This is a genomic window from Hoyosella levis, assembly GCF_026008515.1.
Lineage (GTDB): Bacteria > Actinomycetota > Actinomycetes > Mycobacteriales > Mycobacteriaceae > Lolliginicoccus > Lolliginicoccus levis.
The window spans coordinates 220,211-239,762 of record NZ_BQYM01000001.1 but is presented as its reverse complement, the minus strand read 5'-3'; the positions used below and the strand labels follow the sequence as shown (position 1 = coordinate 239,762).

The following is a 19,552-nucleotide window of genomic DNA, read 5'->3' as shown; positions in this document are numbered from 1 at the left end:
TGGATCCGTCTTGCGGAAGGGCTCGCGTGATACTGCTGCTATCGACCTCGGACACCGACCTATTGTCGGCTCGCGCGAGCGGGTCCGGGTTCCGGCTGGCGAATCCCGCGCGGCTCGACCTGGCGGAGGTGCCAGGCATGCTGGCGGGCGCGGACCTGGTGGTGCTTCGCATCTTGGGCGGCAAGCGCGCGTGGGAGGACGGCATCGACGCGGTGCTGGCCTCGGGCCTGCCGGTTGTGGTCGTGAGCGGCGAGATCGCGCCGGACGCGGAGCTCATGGAGCTGTCGACGGTCTCAGGCGGGGTGGCCGCGCAAGCGCACAACTACTTGGCGCAGGGCGGCCCGGCGAACCTGGCGCAGTTGCACAACTTCCTCTCCGACACGGTGCTACTGACCGGCCTGGGCTTCGAGGAGCCGCGAGCATTGCCGGACTGGGGCTACCTCGAGCGCAATCCTGCCGAGCTGCCCGCGGACGTGCCGACCGTGACGGTGCTGTACTACCGGGCCCAGCACCTCGCCGGAAACACCGGCTATGTGCATGCGTTGTGCGATGCGATCGAGGCCGCGGGGGCGCACGCGGTTCCGATCTATTGTGCGTCGCTGCGGGCGGCCTCCCCGGCGCTGCTCGATGCCCTCGGGCAGTCCGACGCGATGGTGGTGACGGTGCTCGCGGCCGGGGGCACCAAGCCAGCCTCGGCCGGGGCGGGCGGCGACGACGAGGCGTGGGACGTCACCGAGCTTGCCGCGCTCGATATCCCGATCCTGCAGGGCTTGTGCCTGACTTCTCCGCGCGCGCAGTGGGAGGCCAGCGATGACGGCCTGACCCCGCTGGATGTGGCCACGCAGGTGGCGGTGCCGGAGTTCGATGGGCGGATCATCACGGTGCCGTTCTCGTTCAAGGAGATCGACGACGACGGCCTCTCGACGTATGTGCCCGATCCCGAGCGCGCCGCGCGGGTGGCGGGCATCGCGGTCAACCATGCGCGGCTCGGCCGCATCAGCCCCCATCGCAAGCGCGTCGTGCTGATGCTGTCGGCCTACCCGACGAAGCATGCGCGGATCGGCAACGCCGTGGGGCTCGACACCCCCGCGAGCGCGATCTCCTTGTTGCAGGCCCTGCGCGAGGAAGGCTATGACATCGGGCCCGAGCATGGTGCCGATGCGGTTCCAGGCCTGGCCCAGCGGGACGGCGATGCCCTGATCCATGCGCTGATCGCGGCGGGCGGCCAGGATCCGGACTGGCTGACCGAGGAGCAGCTCGGTGCCAGGCCGGTGCGCGTTCCCGCGAAGCAGTACCGCAAGTGGTTCAAGACCCTGCCCGCGACGCTGCGCGAGGCGGTCGAGGAGCATTGGGGCCCAGCTCCCGGCGAGCTCTTCGTCGACCGCTCGCAGGACCCGAAGGGCGAGATCGTCGTCGCGGCCATGCAGTTCGGCAACCTCGTCATCATGGTGCAGCCCCCGCGCGGCTTCGGGGCCAATCCCGTGGCTATTTACCACGATCCCGATCTGCCGCCGAGCCACCACTACCTCGCTGCCTACCATTGGCTCGCCGCGAAAGAGGCGGATGGCGGGTTCGGCGCGCACGCGCTCATCCACCTCGGAAAGCACGGCAACCTCGAGTGGCTGCCCGGCAAGACGCTGGGGCTCTCCGCCGAGTGCGCCACCGACGCCGCGATCGGTGACATGCCAGTCATCTATCCGTTCCTCGTCAACGATCCCGGCGAGGGCACCCAGGCCAAGCGGCGCATCCACGCCACGCTCGTCGATCACCTCATCCCGCCGATGGCCCGCGCCGAGACCTACGGCGACATCCAGCGGCTCGAGCAGCTCCTCGACGAGCACTCGAACATCTCCGCGCTCGACCCGGCCAAGCTGCCCGCGATCCGCCAGCAGATCTGGACCCTCATGAAGGCCGCGCGCATGGACAGCGACCTCGGCCTCGAGCAGCGCCCCGATGACACCGAGTTCGATGACATGCTCATGCACGTCGACGGCTGGCTCTGCGAGATCAAGGACGTGCAGATCCGTGACGGCCTGCACATCCTGGGCCGTCGCCCGCGCGGCGACGAGGAGGTCGACCTCGTCCTCGCGATGCTGCGGGCCCGGCAGATGTGGGGCGGCGAGCAATCGGTGCCTGGCCTGCGCGAGACGCTCGGGCTCAGCGAGGATGGCGACGAGGCGCGCGCGCGGGTCGACGAGATCGAGCAGCAGGCCCGCGAGATGCTGCGCGAGCTCGCCGAGCGCAAGTGGAAGCCCAAGCACATCGGCAGGCTCACCGACGATGAGATGGTGGCGCGGATCCTGCAGTTCGCGTGCGAGGAGATCGTGCCGCGCCTGCGCGAGACCCGCGAGGAGATCCCCCGCATCCTCCATGCCCTCGCCGGTGGCTTCATACCCGCCGGACCGAGCGGCTCCCCGCTGCGGGGGCTGATCAACGTGCTGCCCACCGGGCGCAACTTCTACTCCGTCGATCCGAAGGCGATCCCCTCGCAGCTCGCCTGGGAGACCGGGCAGGCCATGGCGGAGTCGCTGCTGGCTCGCTACCAGGCCGATCACGGCGAGTGGCCACGCAACGTCGGCATCTCCGTGTGGGGAACCTCCGCGATGCGAACCTCCGGCGACGATATCGCCGAGGTCTTCGCGCTTCTCGGGGTGCGACCGGTGTGGGACGAGGCCTCGCGGCGGGTCCGGTCCCTCGAGGTCATCCCGCTCGAGGAGCTAGGCCGCCCGCGCATCGACGTCACTGTGCGCATCAGCGGGTTCTTCCGCGACGCCTTCCCCCACGTGCTCGCGCTGCTCGACGATGCGGTGCGCATGGTCGCCGACCTCGAGGAGCCACGCAAGAAGAACTATGTGCGCAAGCACGTGCAGGCCGACCTCGAGCGGCACGGCGATCATCGGCGCGCCACCACGCGCATCTTCGGTTCCAAGCCGGGCACCTACGGCGCGGGCCTGCTGCAGCTCATCGATGCCCGCAACTGGCGCACCGACGCCGACCTCGCCGAGGTCTACACTACTTGGGGCGGCTACGCCTACGGCCGCGGGCTCGACGGCATTCCCGCCGGGGATGACATGCGCGACGCCTACCGGCGCATCAGCGTGGCGGTGAAGAACATCGACACCCGCGAGCATGACATCGCGGACTCCGACGACTACTTCCAGTACCACGGCGGCATGGTCGCCACCGTCCGCGCCCTCACCGGCACCGACCCCGAGGCGTATGTCGGCGACAGCACTCGTCCAGAATCGGTGCGCACCCGCACCCTCAACGAGGAGACCCGGCGGGTATTCCGGGCGCGCGTGGTCAACCCCCGCTGGATGTCGGCGATGCGCCGCCACGGCTACAAGGGTGCCTTCGAGATGGCCGCCACCGTGGACTACCTGTTCGGGCTCGACGCCACCGCTGGCGTCATGGACGACTGGATGTACGAGCAGCTCACCAGCAACTATGTATTCGACGAGACGAACCGGGAGTTCTTCGACCAATCCAACCCGTGGGCGCTGCACGGCATCTCCGAGCGGCTGCTCGAGGCGGCGCAGCGCGGCCTGTGGGCCAAGCCGGACCCGGCCACGCTCGCCGCGCTCAAGGATGCCTACCTGCGCAGCGAGGGCAACCTCGAAGGGGACAGCGCCCATGCATGATGCCAGCACCGTCGAGGCATTCCTGCCCACCCGTGACACCACGCTATGCATCTCGCTCGCCGCGCGGCCCAGCAACATCGGCACCCGGTTCCATAACTTCCTGTACCGGCAGCTCGGTCTCGACTATGTGTACAAGGCTTTCACCACCGAGGACATCACCGCTGCCATCGGCGGCGTGCGGGCGCTCGGCATCCGCGGCTGCAGCATCTCCATGCCGTTCAAGGAGGCGGTGATCCCGCTGCTCGATGCGATCGATGATTCCGCCGCCGCGATCAGCTCCGTGAACACGATCGTCAATGACCACGGCACCCTCACCGGCTTCAACACCGACTACCTCGCCATCCGCGCGCTGCTCGCCAGCAACCAGATCCCCGCGAGCACCCCGGTCCTCGTGCGCGGCAGCGGGGGCATGGCCAAGGCCGTCACCGCCGCCCTGCGCGACAGCGGATTCGCCGACGTCACCATCGTGGCCCGCAACGAGTCCACCGGCGCTGCCCTCGCGAAGACCTACGGCTACGGCTGGGCCAGCACCTCCGGCCAGCAGGCAGGGCTGCTCATCAACGCCACGCCCATCGGCATGGACCACCAGCCGGGCCTGCCCTTCACCGCCGAGCAGGTCTCGGCCGCGGACTGGGTGCTGGACGTGATCGCGATGCCCGCCCGCACCGAGTTGCTCGAGCTCGCCGACACCCACGGCGTCACCGCCATCCCCGGCACCGAGGTGATCGCCCTGCAGGCTGCCGAGCAGTTCATCCGCTATACCGGCATCGAGCCGCCGCCCGAGCTGATCGCCGCGGCATCCCGCTTCTCCCGCGAGGAGCCCGACCAGTAGGTCCTGGGCACAGTAACGCTTGGGACACCCCGCGCGGCGAAAACCCCGGCATGGCCGCCAGGCTCGTCTAGTGTCGTCCACGACCATTCCCCGCACTCGGATCGTCCGGCACGTTCCTGCCGGTGAAGGGAACACCACAGCGCATGGCCCCGATCACCTTCGACAAGATCACCCGCATCTATCCCGGCTCCACCACCCCCGCTGTCGATCAGCTCGACCTGCACATCGAGGACGGCGAGTTCCTCGTCCTCGTCGGCCCGTCCGGCTGCGGGAAATCCACGAGCCTGCGGATGCTCGCCGGCCTCGAGGACGTCGATGGTGGCCACATCCGCATCGGCGAGAAGGATGTCACCCACCTCGACCCGAAGGACCGGGACATCGCCATGGTGTTCCAGAACTACGCCCTCTACCCGCACATGACGGTGGGCGAGAACATGGGCTTCTCCCTCAAGCTCGCCAAGACGCCCAAGGCGGAGATCCGCGAGCGCGTCGCCGCGGCCGCGGACCTGCTCGGCCTCGCCGATTTCCTCGACCGCAAGCCGAAGGCGCTCTCGGGCGGGCAGCGGCAGCGAGTCGCGATGGGCCGGGCGATCGTCCGCCAGCCGCAGGTCTTCCTGATGGACGAGCCGCTGTCGAACCTCGATGCGAAGCTGCGCGTGCAGACCCGCACGCAGATCGCCCAGCTGCAGCGGCGTCTCGGCACTACCACCGTGTATGTCACCCACGACCAGGTGGAGGCCATGACGATGGGGGACCGGGTGGCCGTTCTCAACCACGGCGTGCTGCAGCAATGCGACAACCCGCGCGAGCTCTACCGCAATCCTGCCAACGTGTTTGTCGCCGGGTTCATCGGATCGCCCGCCATGAACCTCTACACGGTCCCGCTCGAGGGGGATGCCGTGCGCATCGGGGATGCTGTGATCCAGCTCATCCGCGACGCTGCTGCCATAGCGGGCACGGAAGTCGTGGTCGGCATTCGGCCCGAGCACCTCGCTGTTGGCGACGAGGGGCTGAGCATGGAGGTCGATGTCGTCGAGGAGCTTGGTTCCGAGGCCTTCATCTACGGACGGGCCGAGATCGCGGGGGCGGAGCAGGACATCGTGGCGCGCGTGGACTGGCGGAGCCCGCCGCGCAAGGGCGAGACGATCCACGTCACGATCGATGCTGGCAACGTTCACTTGTTCGCCCCGCGCGGCGATGGCGAGCGACTGCCCCGGTAGCGGGATACGCTGTGCGCATGGCTCCGACGTTCGACGATCTCGCTGCGGCGAAGTATGTGCTGCTGAATAGCTTCCGCAAGGATGGCAATCCAGTGGGCACGCCCCTGTGGGTGGCTGCCGACGGCGACCGGCTGCTGGTGTGGACCGAGACCAGTTCCTACAAGGTCAAGCGCATCGGGCGGGACCCGCGCGTCACCATCGCGGTTTGCGGAGCGCGTGGCAAGCCCAGCGGCGACGCGGTCGAGGCGCGCGCCGAGATCCTTGACCAGGATGGCACCGAGCTTGCTCGCCGCCTCATCGCCGAGAAGTACGGGGTCCTCGGGAAGCTCCTCGTCAAGGGGAGCCTGCTGCGGCGCGGGCGGCGCGGCACGATCGGCATTGCCCTTGAGCTGGTCTAGCGCTGGGATCTGCTACCGCAAGCCAGTACCTGCCACCCATCCGCACCAGCTGCCACTGAGATTTTGGTGGCAGCTGCCGGTGATGGTGGCAGGAAGCAACTATGGGTGGCAGGAGCGGCATCGCTGAGCGCCCACTGGAGTTATCTGGTGCCCAGGTGGGCGCTGGCGACAGCACCGCCGGAATCAGCACCCGCAGCATTGGCTACCTGCGCATGGGCCGGGGGATCGGGCAGGCTGGCCTGGGTGCCGAGCGGGGTGAGCACGGCGGCCGCGAGGGCAACCGCGGAACCGGCGGCGACGGCGGCGTAGCGGAGCGCTGCTGCTGTCCCTGTCATGGCCACCTGCCTTTCCGGATCGTGGTGGTAGTAATCGTGGTGGTAGTAAAGGCCTGCAAAAAATGTATCGGGCCAAAGTGACATTCGAAAGGCATGCTTGTTACGAGCAATGTCTGGGCAAAGCGGGCGCGCGGCCGCAGGAGCAGGGGAGCGGTTGACCACCAACAGATCCCGGCGAGCAGCCCGGCTTCCGGGAACTTCCTGCTCGCACGCCCGCCTGTCCACTGAGCGGGACTGCTCCAGAAGGTCTTTGCTACACGATCAGGTGGCCTGGCTCACTGACGACATGTGGAAATCCGGGATGCGCAGCGGCGGCATGATCGCGCGGGTGAACCAGTCCGCCCATTCGCGCGGCAAGGTCCTCTCGCTCGCCCCCGCCTCGGCAGCACGCCCGAGCAGGCTGATCGGACTCTCGTTGAAGCGGAAGTTGTTCACCTCGCCCACGATCTCGCCATCCTCGATCAGGTAGACACCATCGCGGGTCAGGCCGGTGAGCAGCACCGTCGCCGGATCGACCTCCCGGATGTACCACAAGCAGGTCAGCAGCAGCCCTCGCTTGGTGGCGCGCACCATGTCCTCGATCGTCGCCTCCGAGCCCCCAGAGAGCTCGAGGTTGTGCGCGGCCTGCGCCGGCAAGGCGACATGCTGTGCCGCTCCGGCCCGGCTATAGGGCAGTGCCGCGAGCTTGCCGTCGGCAATCCACTCGACCGCCTCGATGGGCAACCCATTGTCGAACACCGACACGTCCTCGGATGACGATGAGGTCGCCACGAACGGGATGGCCTCGATTCCCTCGGCGCGCGGATCGGTGCGCAGCGCCAGCGGCAGTGCCGCGATCTGCTCGCCGACGCGAGTGCCGCCGCCTGGACGGGAGAACGCAGAGCGGCCCTCGTGCGCGCTGCGGCCGCTCAAGGACCACAGCAGCGGGATCATCAGGTCCGCCGCCGCGGAGGGCGGCAGGATCACCTCGTAGCGCCCCGCGGGCAGCTCCACGCGGTGACGCGCCCAGCCGAGCCGCCGGTCAAGCTCGCGCAGCAACGCATCGGCATCGACGTCGCGGAAATCGGTCGTCCCGGCGCCCGCCCAGGCACTGGCCACATGCGTGCCATGATCGCGCTTGCCATTGATCTCGATGGACCCGGTGTGCTGCACCCAGCGGCGGTGCAGGCCCGCGCTGGTGCCCAGCCAGGTAGTGCGTACCACGTGATGCGCGAACCCGAACAACCGGTCGGGACCATCGAATGCAGCGGAGAGGGGAGCGACGAGGCCACCGAACACCTCGATCGAGGTAGTCGCGGCAGGCTTGGTCCAGTCGGCGCTATCGGTTTCGCCATCAGGCTGCTCGCCGGGCACCAGCGGCATCGCCTCGGTCGAGGGCGCGGCCGCGCGCGCTGTCTCCTCGCTTGCCCGCACCACATCGGCGATATCGCCCGCGTCCACGCTCGCGCTATCGACCACGCCCACCGAGACGCCCCCGGTGCCCGCGATGAACGACACCACCGACCACTCCCGGTATAGCGAGGAGCCATTGGTGGTCATCGAGCTGTTCGCCCACCGCAGCGAAGCCTCGGAGACGTCCGAGACGATCACGGCCACATCGTCGGCCATCGAGACGGCAAGCACCTGCTCGATCAACTCCTGCGCGGCGATCATGCCTCGCCCTCCTGTCGCGTGTTGAGCACGTTGACCTGCCGGAACAACGCTGACGGGCAACCATGGCTGACCGCCGCGACCTGGCCGGGCTGGGCCTTGCCGCAGTTGAAGGCGCCCGCGAGCTGCCAGGTGCCACGTCCACCGACCGCCTCCATCGAGCCCCAGAAATCGGTCGTGGTGGACTGGTAAGCCACATCGCGCACCTGCCCGGCGAGCTTGCCATCGCGGATGCGGAAGAACCGTTGCCCGGTGAACTGGAAGTTGTAGCGCTGCATATCGATCGACCAGGACCGATCACCCACCACGTACAGGCCATCGTCGACCATGCCGATCAGTTCCTCGGTGGTGCGGTCCACCTCCGGGTCCGGCTGCAGGGACACGTTCGGCATCCGCTGGATCGGCACATGATGCGGCGAATCGGCGTACGAGCAGCCATTGGAGCGCTCCAGGCCCAGCCGGGGCGCGAACGTGCGATCCACCTGGTAGCCGACCAGCACGCCATCGCGCACCAGGTCCCAGGATTGCCCCGCGACGCCCTCGTCATCGAACCCCACGGTCGCCAGGCCATGCTCCACCGTGCGATCCGCGGTGACGTGCATGATCGGCGTGCCATAGCGCAGCGTGCCCAGCTTGTCCGGAGTGGCGAAGGACGTGCCCGCGTAGGCGGCCTCGTAGCCGATGGCGCGGTCGTACTCCGTGGCATGCCCGATCGACTCGTGGATGGTCAGCCACAGGTTCGTCGGATCGATCACCAGGTCCGTCGGCCCGGCCACAACCGACGGCGCGACGGCCTTCTCGGCGAGCCAGTCGGGGATGCGGGCGAGCTCGGTGTCCCAGTCCCAATCGGCGCCCGTCACGTACTCCCACCCGCGGCCCGTCGGCGGGGCCAGCGTGCGCATCGACTCGAACGCGCCCGAGACCTCATCAACGGTGACCGCCTCGAGCTGCGGATGCACCCGCACCCGCTGCTGGGTGATCGACGAGCCCGCCGAGTCCGCGTAGTAGACCTGCTCCTTGACCGCCAGGCACGACGCCGTCGCATGATCCACCCCCGGCGCGCGCAGCAGCCGCTCCGAGTAGGCGGCGAGCACATCGACCTGCTCGCGCACCGGCAGCTCGAACGGATCCACCTCGTACGACGACACCCACGACGCATCCTTGTACACAGGCTCCGGCGCGAGCTCCACCTGCTCCCGGTTCAGCGCCCGCATCGCCCGCGCCACCGCGACCGCCTCGCGCGCTACCTGCGCCCCGATATCCGGACTGAGCAGCGCGTGCGAGGCGAACCCCCACGTGCCGTCAACGATCACCCGCACCGCCAGCCCCACCGTCGAGGAATCATTCGCCGACTCCACCGCGCCATCGCGCAGGCGCAACGATCGCGACCGCAGCCGGTGCACCCGCACATCCGCGTGCGAGGCACCCGCCTCCCGCGCAGCGTCGAGCACCGCGTCGGTCAGCAAACGGGTTGGCAGGTCCAGGAAGTCAGCATCGATCGATCGGGTCAGGCTCACCCCTGCGAGGCTAGCCGCAGTGTGGGTGCGCTACCAGTGGCGCGGCGGGGAGGGGGTGCGGGGCGTGTGTTCAGCCGGCCTCGCGAGTGTGCTGCGTGGCGGGGCCGCGAGTGTGCGAAAAACGACACGATTTCGCCCTGGGTCTGTCGTTTTGTGCACACTCGCGGGGCCCCGTGCGGCTTGTGCACACTCGCGGGGCCCCGTGCGGCAAGCGCCCCGAAACCCCCCACCCCACCTACACCACCGCGAGAACAACCGTCCCCGTGCCCCAGATCGCGAGCGCCACGGCGAATCCCACCCACACGGAGTTGCAGATCAGTCCACGGCGGCGCGCGATGGCCCGTGCCCAGGTGCCCGCGCCGAGGCCGATGTAGCCGATCGCGGAGGTCAGGGTCCCTACAGTGGTCTCGCCGCCCAGCCAGCCAACATTCCGGAGCGCCACCATCGCCCCGAGGACGACCAGAGCGATCGCCACGAGGCCCAGGAACTTCTGCTCGGTGCGCGTGAACCGCTCTGGCGACGGCACGGCGGGGCATGCGACGGGGGAGAGGCGAGCGGCATCCATGACGCCCAGTATGGCGACCGCACGGCATGGGCGCCTAGGCTGTCTGACCGTGGAGCGCATCACTCGCTGGATCCGGGACGAGCCGAGGTTCGCCGACGGGCTGCTCGCACTCGTGTTCGTGATGTTCGAGGCGCTCGCCGCGCAGCGCAGCGACGATCCGGCCGTGTTCCTCGCACTCGGTGTGCTGCTGTGCGCGCCGACCGTGCTGCGCCGCACGGCGCCCACTGCCTCCGCCTACGCGATCCTGCTTGTCTCCATCGTCTCGTCGTTGGTGCTCGCGCGGTTCGACAATGACTGGGTGGGCCATCCCGCGGGCCTGCTGCTGATCGTGGCGCTGTACTCGCTGGTGGTGCATTCCCGCCGCTGGATCGCCGCGATCTACCTGCTGTGCCTCGGCGCGGATACCGCCGTGAAGATCATCTGGCTCGGCTACGAGATGCCGGAGACCGTTTTCTACCTCGCTGGCTTCTACCTGCTGGCCTGGGCTGTCGCGGAGATCGTCTCGGTCCGCCACCGCCACCACGAGGAGATCGCGGCGCGCCTGGAGATCGCCGAGACGGATCGGGACCGGCGCGCGGAGGATGCCGTCGCTGCCGAGCGCACCCGCATCGCCCGCGAGCTGCATGATGTGGTTGCTCATTCGGTGAGCGTGATGATCGTGCAGGCCGAGGGCGCCTCCTATGCGGTGCGCAGCAATCCCGATGTAGCGGAGAAAGCGTTGCGCACCGTCGCCTCGACGGGGCGGGAAGCGCTCACCGAGCTGCGCCGCACCCTGGCCCTGCTGCGCGACGAGACCACCACCAACGAGGTCCTCGACTACGGCACCGCTGGCCTCGCTCGCACCGCCGCCTTGATGCGCGACGCTGGCCTGCCTGTCGAGCTCGAGATCACCGGGGATGTCGACGCGCTCGCCCCCGCGCTCGGACTCGGCATCAAGCGGATCGTGCAGGAATCGCTGACCAACGTCCTCCGCCACGCCGGGGACGGCGCCAGGGCCACCGTTGTCGTCGAGCGCGCCCACGAGGAGGTCACTGTCTCGGTCACCGATCAAGGTGGCAATGGCATCGCGCGCCAGGGGCACGGCAGCGGCAACGGCATCGTGGGCATGCGCGAGCGCGTCGCGGTCCTCGGCGGGAAGCTGTGCACCGAGGAGCTGCCGGGCGATGGATGGCGCGTCACCGCGACGCTGCCCGCCGCACCGGAGTAGGAAGCGACGAACTGCTACTGCTCTGCCCGCCTACTAGTCTGGGCTGGTGCCGATATCCGTTCTTCTCGTCGACGACCAGGAACTCATGCGCATGGGCCTGCGCATGATCATCGATGCCCACCCGGGCCTGACCGTGGTGTGCGAGGCCGGTGATGGTGCCGAGGCCGTGCGGCAGGCCGAGATTCACTGCCCCGATGTGGTGCTGATGGACGTGCGCATGCCGGTGATGGACGGCGTGACGGCGACGGCGCGGATCACCGAGCGATGCGCCTCCACGCGCGTTCTCGTGATGACGACGTTCGACCTCGACGAGCACGTGCTCGGGGCGCTGAACGCCGGCGCGAGCGGGTTCCTGCTCAAGGACACCCCGCCCGAGGAGCTCGTCTCGGCGATCCGTTCCGTAGCCGCCGGGGATGCCGTCGTCTCGCCGAAGGTGACCCGGCGCCTGCTCGACCGGATGCTGACAGGCACCACCGGCCCGGCCACCCCGCCCGCGGTGGTGTCCGAGCTCACCGAGCGGGAGCGGGAAGTGCTCGGGCTGATCGCGGCAGGCATGTCCAATGCCGAGATCGGCGCCACCTTGCACCTGACGGAGGCGACCGTGAAGACGCACGTCGGACGCGTGCTCGCGAAGCTCGGTGTGCGCGACCGCGTGCAGGCCGTGGTGTTCGCCTACGAGAACGGGCTTGTCACGCCCGGAGCCTGAGCCCCTCGTCATCGTTGCCACCCATCCTGCCCGCGCATTAGCCCGCAGCGGCAGGATAGGGAACACTGGGAGGGCACGAACGCACCACTGGAAAGGGCTGACGCGTGCCACTGCTGATCCTGCTCGTCTACATCATCGTCGAGGTCGCCGCGATCGCGGGCCTGGTCTCGCTGGTCGGTTTCTGGTGGACCCTCGCAATCATCCTGGGCAGCATCGTGGCCGGCTCGGTGCTGTTCGCCTCCCAGACCCGGTCGTCGATGCGGCAGGTCTCCGCCGCGATGCACGGCGAGGGTTCCCCGGCGAGTGCTCTCGCGGATACCGCCACCCTGGGCATCGCCGGGATCCTGCTGACCATTCCCGGCATCGTCACCAGCGCGATGGGCCTGCTGCTGCTGTTCCCGCCCACCCGGGTCCTGCTGCGCCCGGTGGTGCCCTACCTGTTCTTCCGCCAGCAGCAGAAGGCCGCCGAAAGGATGGGCTACCGCGGGATGGGCTTCCCGGGCATGGGCCAGGGGCCCGGGGGGTCGCGCCGGGGCGGCACCATCGTCGACGGCGAGGTCGTCGACACCAGCACCCGGCCCACGGCCGAGGATGGCACGATCATCGAGGGCGAGATCGCCCCGCCGCCCCCGGCCGGACCACAGCCCGGGGACATCCAGGACCCGAACGAGGAGGATCCGCGCCAGTGAGCACCCAGCTGCTCGTCGGCGGGCGCATCTATAGCCCCACCAATCCCGACGCCACGACCATGGCCGTCACCGACGGCACCATCGTGTGGCTCGGCGAGGAACGCCCCGGCCGCGCCCTGCACCCCGATGCCGAGATCATCGACCTCGAGGGCGCGTTCATCACGCCCGGCTTCGTGGACCCGCACGTGCATGTCACTGCGGCGGGGCTGCAGCTCACCAGCCTCGATCTCACCGATTGCGCCAGCCGCGACGAGCTGATCGAGCGACTGGGCGCGCATGCGGCGGTCCACCCGGGCGACGTGATCTGGGCGACCGGCTGGGACGAGACCACCTGGGCCGGGCAGCAGCCCCCCACCACGAGCGATCTCGACGCGGCAGCACCCGGCCTCGCCGTGTACGCGGTGCGCATCGACGCCCATTCCGCTGCCGCGTCCACCGCGCTGCGCGAGGCCACCGCGGGCCTGACGGGCGCGCCCGGGTTCGCCCCCGACGGGCCCCTGACGGCCGAGGCGCACCACCTCGTGCGGCATCGCGCCAGCGAGCTGCTCAGCCCCGTGCAGCGTGCCGCCGCCCGGACCGCCGTGCTGGATCGCGCCGCGTCGCGGGGCGTGGTGTGCGTGCACGAGTGCGGTGGCCCCGACATCTCCGGGCTCGACGATTTCCTCGACCTGCTCGGCACCGAGCACGGGGTGCAGGTGCGCGGCTACTGGGGGCAAGCCGTCGCCACCGCCGCGGAGGCCAAGGACCTGCTCGCGGCAACCGGCGCCCAGTCCCTCGGTGGCGACCTGTTCGCCGATGGCGCGATCGGCTCGCGCACCGCCTGGCTCACCGATCCCTATGCCGAGCCAGCCATAGGCTGCCAGCACCAGTACGGGCGCACCTACCTCGACGCCGACACGATGGCCGCCCACCTCATCGCCTGCACCGAGGCCGGGATCCAGTCCGGGTTCCACGTCATCGGCGATGCCGCCGTCACGGCCGCGATCGATGCGCTCGAGCGCGCCGAGCAGCAATGCGGCGTGCGCGCCGTCGCCGCCTGCGGCCACCGCCTCGAGCACGTGGAGATGATCACGCGCGAGCAGGCCGGCGTGCTCGCCCGCCTCGGCGTGATCGCCAGCATGCAGCCGATGTTCGACGCGCTGTGGGGCGGCCCGGATGGCATGTACGCGCAGCGCCTCGGTGCCGATCGCGCCGCCACGCTCAACCCGTTCGCCATGCTCGCCGCCACCGGAGTTTCCCTCGCGTTCGGCTCCGATAGCCCCGTCACGCCGATCGATCCGTGGCCGATGATCCGCGCCGCGGTGCAGCACCAGACCCCGGGCAGCGGCATCTCGCCGCGCGCCGCGTTCTCCGCCGCCACCCGTGGCGCATGGCGCGCCGGAGGTGTCCGTGACGGTGTCGCGGGCACGCTCGTGCCGGGAGCGCCCGCCTCCTACGCGGTGTGGGAAGCCGGTGACCTCGTCATCTCCGCGCCCCGCGATGCGGTGCAGCGATGGTCGACCGATCCCCGGTCGCGCGTGCCACCGCTGCCCGACCTCGATGCGCCGCTGCCCGTGTGCCTGCGCACGGTGCGCGACGGCGTCACGATCTACGAGCGCGGCCAGTGACCGCTGTCGCGGAACCGGTGATTGACAGGCCGGTGGTGGCGCGGCAGGCCGCCCGGATGGCCCTCTCGGTGCTCGCGGGCGTCCTGCTGTACCTGAGCTTCCCGCCGAGCCCGCACTGGTACGCCGCCCCGCTGGGCATCGCGCTGCTGGTGGGCGTGCTCACCGGTTGGGCGGGTCGCCCCATCAGCGCGCGGGCGGGCTTCGGCCACGGCTTCCTCGCCGGGGCTGGGTTCCTCATCCCGCTGCTGCCCTGGGTGGGCATGTATGTCGGCCCCGTGCCGTGGCTCGCCCTGGCACTGGTGTGCGCTCTGTACATGGGACTGTTCGGTGCAGGCGCGGTCGTGGCGTGGCGGCTGCCCCGCTATGTGGCGGTGGCCGTGATCCCCGCATTATGGGCGGCGACCGAGTGGCTGCGATCGAGCTTCCCGTTCGGCGGCTTCCCCTGGGGCAGGCTGGCTTTCGGGCAATCGGAATCCCCGTTGCTACCGATCGCTGCGCTCGGCGGCGCCCCGCTGCTCAGCACGGTCGTGGCCCTGCTCGGGATGGCCGTGCTGCTGCTGGGCACCGCGATCGCGCACCGCGACCTCCGCGACGCCGGAGCAACGGTGGTGAGCCTGCTTCTCGTGGTCGGCACCGCCGCCGCGATGGCGCCCACTGTCTCGCCCGCCCCTGCTGGGTCGTCGACGCTGACCGTTGCCGCGGTCCAGGGGAACGTGCCACGCCTGGGCCTGGCTTTCAACGCCCAGCGCCGCGCCGTGCTCACCAACCACGTCGAAGCGACCCTGGAGCTCGCGGCGGCGGTCGAGCGGGGCGAGCAGCCCCAGCCCGATCTCGTCATCTGGCCCGAGAACTCCTCCGATGTGGACCCCCTGCGCGATTCCGAGGCGTCAAGCCTCATCACGGCCGCGGCCCGGCGGATCGGCGTGCCCATCGTGGTGGGCGCGGTGCTCTACAACGGGGATGGCACGTTCACCAATAGCGTCATCACGTGGGATCCGGTCGCGGGCCCGGTGGATCGGCATGACAAGTCGATCATCCAGCCGTTCGGCGAGTACATGCCGATGCGCGGCTTCTTCCGCCTGTTCTCCGACTACGTCGACCTCGCCGGCAATTTCGTGCCCGGGGACAGCGACTGGGTGATCAATGCCGGAGGCGTGCCGCTGGGCATCGCCACCTGCTACGAGGTGGCATTCGATCGCGCTCTCGCCACCGCGGTGCGCTCGGGCGCGCAGCTCCTCGCCGTGCCAACGAACAACGCGACGTTCACCACCCCCGATGAGCCAGACATGACCTACCAGCAGCTCGCCATGTCCCGGGTGCGGGCGGTCGAGCATGGCCGCGCGGTCGTTGTCGCCGCTACGAGCGGGGTGAGCGCCCTAGTGCTTCCCGACGGGTCAGTGATCGCCGAATCGGGGATCTTCGAGCGCGACGTGCTCATCGCGGAGCTGCCGCTGAGCACGGAGCTGACCGTGGCGACCCGCCTCGGCGCATGGACGGAGCGCGGGCTCGTCGCTGCTGCGGTCCTCGCGCTGCTCCTCGCGCTCGCCCGCGGCCGTGAGCAGGAACGACCGATGACCAGGGAGCCGGCCTCCACCTGATGCGTACACGCTAGGGGGCGTGGCGTTTTGGCCCAGCCGACCCCGTGCGGGACCCTTACGGGATAGATTCAGCGGGGAACACTCCACGCAAGGACCATGGCGGCAGGAAGGACGACAATGACGCCGGGCACATCCGGGGACAGCCCCGACACGAGGCCAAGCGCGCGCACGCTGGTGATCATTCCCACCTACAACGAGCGCGACAACCTCGGCATCATCATCGAGCGGCTGCACAATTCGCTTCCGCACGTGCACGCGCTCATCGTTGATGACGGCAGCCCCGACGGCACGGGCCAGCTCGCGGACGAGCTCGCCGCGGCGGACGAGCGGGGCCGCATCCACGTGATGCACCGCACGGAGAAGAACGGCCTCGGTGCCGCCTACATCGCTGGCTTCGGCTGGGGCCTCGAACGCGACTACGAGGTGCTCGTCGAGATGGATGCCGATGGCAGCCACGCGCCCGAGCAGCTGCATCGCCTGCTCGATCAGATCGACGGCGGCTACGACCTCGTTCTCGGCTCCCGCTACGTGCCCGGCGGCACCGTGGTGAACTGGCCCAAGCGTCGCGAATGGCTCTCGCGCGGCGGCAATATCTACTCGCGCCTCGCGCTCGGAGCGCCGCTGAAGGACATCACTGGTGGCTATCGCGCGTTCCGGCGCAGGGTCCTCGAGACGCTCAGCCTCGATGCGGTGGAGTCGCATGGCTACTGCTTCCAGGTCGATCTCGCGTGGCGGTCCATCCAGTCCGGTTTCAACGTCACGGAAGTGCCGATCACCTTCACCGAGCGCGAGCGCGGCGAGTCGAAGATGAGCGGAAACATCGTTCGCGAGGCGCTGATGAAGGTGACCCAGTGGGGGATCCGGTATCGCATCGAGAAGATCAAGCGGCTGCGCAAGTCCTATCAGGCCGACTCCGCGCGCGTGTCGCGCTAGCGAGGACGCGGAGACGACAGCGCCCCCTGCCGGCGCTCATCCGGCAGGGGGCGCTGTCACTGTGGCGCTGGATCAGGTGGTGATGCCGCGGCGCCGCTTCTTGAGCAGCTCGAGGCGCTCCTGGAGCAGCTCCTCGAGGTCCTTCTCGCTGCGCCGCTCGAGCAGCATGTCCCAGTGGGTGCGCGGCGGCTTGACCTTCTTGGCCTCGGCCGCGGTGCCCTCCATCAGCTCGCCCTCTTCGCCGTTCTTGCAGATCCACACTCCGGGGATCTCGGCCTCATCGGCGAACGGGATGTCGAACTCCTCGCCGCTGGGCGTGCGGTAGCGGGCGTAGCGGCGGGGAGCGAGGTCGTGGTCGCGGTCGGTCTCGTAGCTCACCGCACCGAGGCGGCTTCCTCGAAGTACGCGATCTGCCATGGCAATACCCTCTCCTCGTCGGACACAAAAGCTTGCTGGTCCGGTGGGTCCGCGATACGCGCCGCGGACCGTACACAATACTCAACGCCGTGGGCGGCGCAGAAGTTCCCGCGGCCCGGTCGCAATATCCTACTCCCTGGCCCGTGCTGGCGGTGGCCCGCCTGGGCCCGTTGCCATGCCGGCGCTGGGCTCCCGGTATGGGGCGCCCGGTGTGGGGCTGCCAGTATGGGCCGGTTGCCGCTAGTGTGTGCTCTCGTGGCAGCAGCAACTCGGCGACCGCACCCGTGCGCCTGGTGCGGTAGGGAAGTCATCGACACCGGCATGGGGCGACGGCGCCAGTACTGCCGGCAATCCTGTCGGCAACGCGCGTACGAGCATCGCAGCAGCCTGCGCGGGACCAGCATCCCGGAGAACGCTGTCGTGCTGTCCGCGGAAGAGGCCGCCGCCCTCTCGGACCGGGCTTTCGCGGTGCGCTGCGCCGCCGAGGACGTCGCGACCGCGCTCGACGAGGACGCGCCCCGGGCGGAGCTGCGCGAGCTCGTGTCCCGGCTCACCGATGTCGCGCGCGACGCCGAGCGCCTGCGGTAGCTCTGCAGGAAGGCCGTCGCGGTGAGCCTCAGGCGCTCGCGCGCTCGGGGGCCTGCTGCATCCATCCGGGCACGGTCACCGCGCGGTTGCGGACGATCGAGCGCAGGATGTCGCCGCTGCGCACCGCGACGTTCGACAACAGCGACGACGTCAGGCCGTGGCTGTGCTCGACACCGCCCTGGAAGTAGATGCCGCCCTGGATCGTGGGGGCGGTGACGGCGCGGTAATCGCGCGAGATCTGTCGGTCGCGCGGATCCGCGGGCACGATGTCGCCGAGGATGGGCGCGAGGGGAGCCGGGGCGAATCCGGTCGCGAGGACCACCGCATCGCACGCCAGGCGCTCCTCCTCGCCGGTGAGCTCGGAGCGGACCTGCACGTCGATGCCCGAGGCGTGCTCCTCGATGCCGGTGACGTGGCTGCCGCGGCGCATGAACAGCCTGCGCGGGCCGCGGACGCGCTCCTGGTACTCGGCGGCGTAGAGCTTATTGATCAGCTCGAGATCGACAACGGCATAGTTGGTGCTGCGGTGGATCTCGAGGAGCCGCTGCCGTGCCTCGGCGGGGGCACCGTGGAACTCGTCGACAGCGCTGGGGTCGAAGATGCGGTTGGCGTAGGGGGAGTCGTCGGCGGGGCTGTACCCGAAGCGGGAGAACACGTTATGCACCTCGGCGCCGGGAAAGTTGGCGTGGAGGTAATCGACGATCTCCGCGGCGCTCTGTCCGGCTCCGATCACCGCGAACCGCTGGTTGGTGGGCTCGGGCATGGCAGCGACGTGCTCGAGGAAGCGATGGTTATGGAAGCACCGTGATGATGCGGTGGCCCATTCGGGGTGCTTCTCGCGCAAGCCGACCGCGACGACGACGTTGTGGGCGCGGAACGTCGCGCCCGTGCTGGTGGTGACGATGAACCGGCGAGCGATGCCGTCGGTATCGGGATCGGGCTCGATGCTCGTGACGGTGGTGGAGTAGCGCACGTCGGCGGAGACGTTGTCGGCGGCCCACTCGAGGTAGTCGTGGAACTCGTGGCGGGTGGGGAAGAACGTCTGGTGATTGACGAAGTCGACGAGGCGTCCCTGTGCGTGCAGGTAGGACAGGAACGTGTAGGGGCTGCGCGGGTTGCGGAAGGTGACGAGATCCTTGGGGAACGCGATCTGCATGGTCGTGCCGTCGAGCAGCATGCCGCGATGCCAGCCGAAGCGGTCCTGCTTCTCGAGGAAAACCGCGGAGAGGGGCGCGGACTCGGCGTCAGCGTTGTGCTCCTCGAGCGCGATGGCGAGCGCGAGGTTTGAGGGGCCGAAACCGATGCCGATGACGTCGTGGACGTGTTCCGCCCCGTGGCCGATGGTGCTCGCCGACGCTGTCATGTTCTCCCCGTTCCGAAGTGGCGTTCAATGCGGTCGTGATAAGGATTGCCTCACCGACTCGCTTACTTTAGCTGAGGCTCGCCTTATTAGGAAAGGCGGGGATTGGTTAGGGTGCGGAAAAGGGGGTGGTCGGCGGCTGAGCTCGCGGTGGCGCTGGTGGCTGGCGCGGGTGGCGGAGCTGGACGCAGGGCTGGTGGGCGGCCGGGCCCGCAAGCGCGATAGAAGCTGCGAGAATCCCAGGTCGGCTTCTATCGCGTTTGACGGTTTCCGGTGCTTCTGCCGCCCA

General features: G+C 69.3%; 17 protein-coding genes. 11 read left to right on the top strand and 6 right to left on the bottom strand.

Going from position 1 to position 19,552, the window contains the following annotated elements; translation table 11 throughout:
• Positions 1–26: 26 nt before the first annotated feature.
• The 4 genes from cobN to QC765_RS01105 all read left to right on the top strand — a co-directional run bounded on the left by cobN (position 27) and on the right by QC765_RS01105 (position 6,091).
• The gene (gene cobN / locus QC765_RS01120; RefSeq protein ID WP_278312574.1) at positions 27–3,641 is read left to right on the top strand and encodes a cobaltochelatase subunit CobN; all 3,615 of its coding nucleotides are present in this window, start codon (positions 27–29) and stop codon (positions 3,639–3,641) included.
• On the top strand, positions 3,634–4,473 hold the full coding sequence (locus tag QC765_RS01115) for a shikimate 5-dehydrogenase (protein WP_278312573.1): 840 nt from the start codon (positions 3,634–3,636) through the stop codon (positions 4,471–4,473). The genes cobN and QC765_RS01115 overlap by 8 nt, the downstream gene beginning before the upstream one ends.
• A gap of 143 nt (positions 4,474–4,616) precedes the next feature.
• On the top strand, positions 4,617–5,693 hold the full coding sequence (locus QC765_RS01110; RefSeq protein WP_278312572.1) for an ABC transporter ATP-binding protein: 1,077 nt from the start codon (positions 4,617–4,619) through the stop codon (positions 5,691–5,693).
• A 17-nt stretch (positions 5,694–5,710) separates the two neighbouring features.
• The gene (locus QC765_RS01105; RefSeq protein WP_278312571.1) at positions 5,711–6,091 is read left to right on the top strand and encodes a PPOX class F420-dependent oxidoreductase; all 381 of its coding nucleotides are present in this window, start codon (positions 5,711–5,713) and stop codon (positions 6,089–6,091) included.
• Between the two features lie 140 nt (positions 6,092–6,231).
• Here the strand turns inward: QC765_RS01105 and QC765_RS01100 are convergent, their stop codons facing one another.
• The 4 genes from QC765_RS01100 to QC765_RS01085 form a co-directional block, all read right to left on the bottom strand.
• Positions 6,232–6,426 (bottom strand): hypothetical protein, encoded by a 195-nt coding sequence (locus QC765_RS01100; RefSeq protein ID WP_278312570.1) that lies wholly within the window; start codon positions 6,424–6,426, stop codon positions 6,232–6,234.
• A gap of 261 nt (positions 6,427–6,687) precedes the next feature.
• The gene (locus tag QC765_RS01095) at positions 6,688–8,079 is read right to left on the bottom strand and encodes a metallopeptidase TldD-related protein (protein WP_278312569.1); all 1,392 of its coding nucleotides are present in this window, start codon (positions 8,077–8,079) and stop codon (positions 6,688–6,690) included.
• Positions 8,076–9,593, bottom strand: coding sequence for a TldD/PmbA family protein (locus tag QC765_RS01090; protein WP_278312568.1), 1,518 nt, complete (start codon positions 9,591–9,593; stop codon positions 8,076–8,078). Before QC765_RS01090 ends, QC765_RS01095 begins: the two co-directional genes overlap by 4 nt.
• Positions 9,594–9,828: 235 nt before the next feature.
• Positions 9,829–10,158 carry a hypothetical protein gene (locus QC765_RS01085; protein WP_278312567.1) on the bottom strand — a complete coding sequence of 110 codons (330 nt, stop codon included), beginning with the start codon at positions 10,156–10,158 and terminating at the stop codon, positions 9,829–9,831.
• A gap of 49 nt (positions 10,159–10,207) precedes the next feature.
• Between QC765_RS01085 and QC765_RS01080 the strand changes: the two genes are divergently transcribed.
• The 6 genes from QC765_RS01080 (at position 10,208) to QC765_RS01055 (ending at position 16,898) form a co-directional block, all read left to right on the top strand.
• Complete coding sequence (locus QC765_RS01080; RefSeq protein ID WP_278312566.1) at positions 10,208–11,365, top strand: sensor histidine kinase; 1,158 nt, start codon at positions 10,208–10,210, stop codon at positions 11,363–11,365.
• 46 nt (positions 11,366–11,411) lie between these two features.
• Positions 11,412–12,071 (top strand): response regulator, encoded by a 660-nt coding sequence (locus tag QC765_RS01075; RefSeq protein ID WP_278312565.1) that lies wholly within the window; start codon positions 11,412–11,414, stop codon positions 12,069–12,071.
• 104 nt (positions 12,072–12,175) lie between these two features.
• Positions 12,176–12,760: an FxsA family protein gene (locus QC765_RS01070; protein ID WP_278312564.1), complete on the top strand. Its 585-nt coding sequence runs from the start codon at positions 12,176–12,178 to the stop codon at positions 12,758–12,760.
• Positions 12,757–14,367: an amidohydrolase gene (locus tag QC765_RS01065; RefSeq protein ID WP_278312563.1), complete on the top strand. Its 1,611-nt coding sequence runs from the start codon at positions 12,757–12,759 to the stop codon at positions 14,365–14,367. Before QC765_RS01070 ends, QC765_RS01065 begins: the two co-directional genes overlap by 4 nt.
• 56 nt (positions 14,368–14,423) lie before the next feature.
• The gene (gene lnt, locus QC765_RS01060; RefSeq protein ID WP_278312772.1) at positions 14,424–15,965 is read left to right on the top strand and encodes an apolipoprotein N-acyltransferase; all 1,542 of its coding nucleotides are present in this window, start codon (positions 14,424–14,426) and stop codon (positions 15,963–15,965) included.
• Positions 15,966–16,082: 117 nt separating this feature from the next.
• Positions 16,083–16,898, top strand: coding sequence for a polyprenol monophosphomannose synthase (locus QC765_RS01055; protein ID WP_278312562.1), 816 nt, complete (start codon positions 16,083–16,085; stop codon positions 16,896–16,898).
• Positions 16,899–16,970: 72 nt separating this feature from the next.
• On the opposite strand, the gene QC765_RS01050 is transcribed toward QC765_RS01055, so the two are convergent.
• The gene (locus QC765_RS01050; RefSeq protein ID WP_278312561.1) at positions 16,971–17,315 is read right to left on the bottom strand and encodes an RNA polymerase-binding protein RbpA; all 345 of its coding nucleotides are present in this window, start codon (positions 17,313–17,315) and stop codon (positions 16,971–16,973) included.
• Positions 17,316–17,540: 225 nt separating this feature from the next.
• On the opposite strand from QC765_RS01050, the gene QC765_RS01045 reads away from it, so the two are divergent.
• Positions 17,541–17,903 (top strand): hypothetical protein, encoded by a 363-nt coding sequence (locus tag QC765_RS01045; RefSeq protein WP_278312560.1) that lies wholly within the window; start codon positions 17,541–17,543, stop codon positions 17,901–17,903.
• 28 nt (positions 17,904–17,931) lie between these two features.
• Here the strand turns inward: QC765_RS01045 and QC765_RS01040 are convergent, their stop codons facing one another.
• On the bottom strand, positions 17,932–19,266 hold the full coding sequence (locus tag QC765_RS01040; RefSeq protein WP_278312559.1) for a lysine N(6)-hydroxylase/L-ornithine N(5)-oxygenase family protein: 1,335 nt from the start codon (positions 19,264–19,266) through the stop codon (positions 17,932–17,934).
• Positions 19,267–19,552: the final 286 nt, after the last annotated feature.

Excerpts from the sequence above, each read along its gene's own strand:
- QC765_RS01115 (WP_278312573.1), top strand. The coding sequence starts at position 3,634 with ATGCATGATGCCAGCACCGTCGAGGCATTCCTGCCCACCCGTGACACC.
- QC765_RS01110 (WP_278312572.1), top strand. The coding sequence starts at position 4,617 with ATGGCCCCGATCACCTTCGACAAGATCACCCGCATCTATCCCGGCTCC.
- QC765_RS01105 (WP_278312571.1), top strand. The coding sequence starts at position 5,711 with ATGGCTCCGACGTTCGACGATCTCGCTGCGGCGAAGTATGTGCTGCTG.
- QC765_RS01100 (WP_278312570.1), bottom strand. The coding sequence starts at position 6,426 with ATGACAGGGACAGCAGCAGCGCTCCGCTACGCCGCCGTCGCCGCCGGT.
- QC765_RS01095 (WP_278312569.1), bottom strand. The coding sequence starts at position 8,079 with ATGATCGCCGCGCAGGAGTTGATCGAGCAGGTGCTTGCCGTCTCGATG.
- QC765_RS01085 (WP_278312567.1), bottom strand. The coding sequence starts at position 10,158 with ATGGATGCCGCTCGCCTCTCCCCCGTCGCATGCCCCGCCGTGCCGTCG.
- lnt (WP_278312772.1), top strand. The coding sequence starts at position 14,424 with ATGGCCCTCTCGGTGCTCGCGGGCGTCCTGCTGTACCTGAGCTTCCCG.
- QC765_RS01055 (WP_278312562.1), top strand. The coding sequence starts at position 16,083 with ATGACGCCGGGCACATCCGGGGACAGCCCCGACACGAGGCCAAGCGCG.
- QC765_RS01050 (WP_278312561.1), bottom strand. The coding sequence starts at position 17,315 with ATGGCAGATCGCGTACTTCGAGGAAGCCGCCTCGGTGCGGTGAGCTAC.
- QC765_RS01045 (WP_278312560.1), top strand. The coding sequence starts at position 17,541 with ATGGGCCGGTTGCCGCTAGTGTGTGCTCTCGTGGCAGCAGCAACTCGG.
- QC765_RS01040 (WP_278312559.1), bottom strand. The coding sequence starts at position 19,266 with ATGACAGCGTCGGCGAGCACCATCGGCCACGGGGCGGAACACGTCCAC.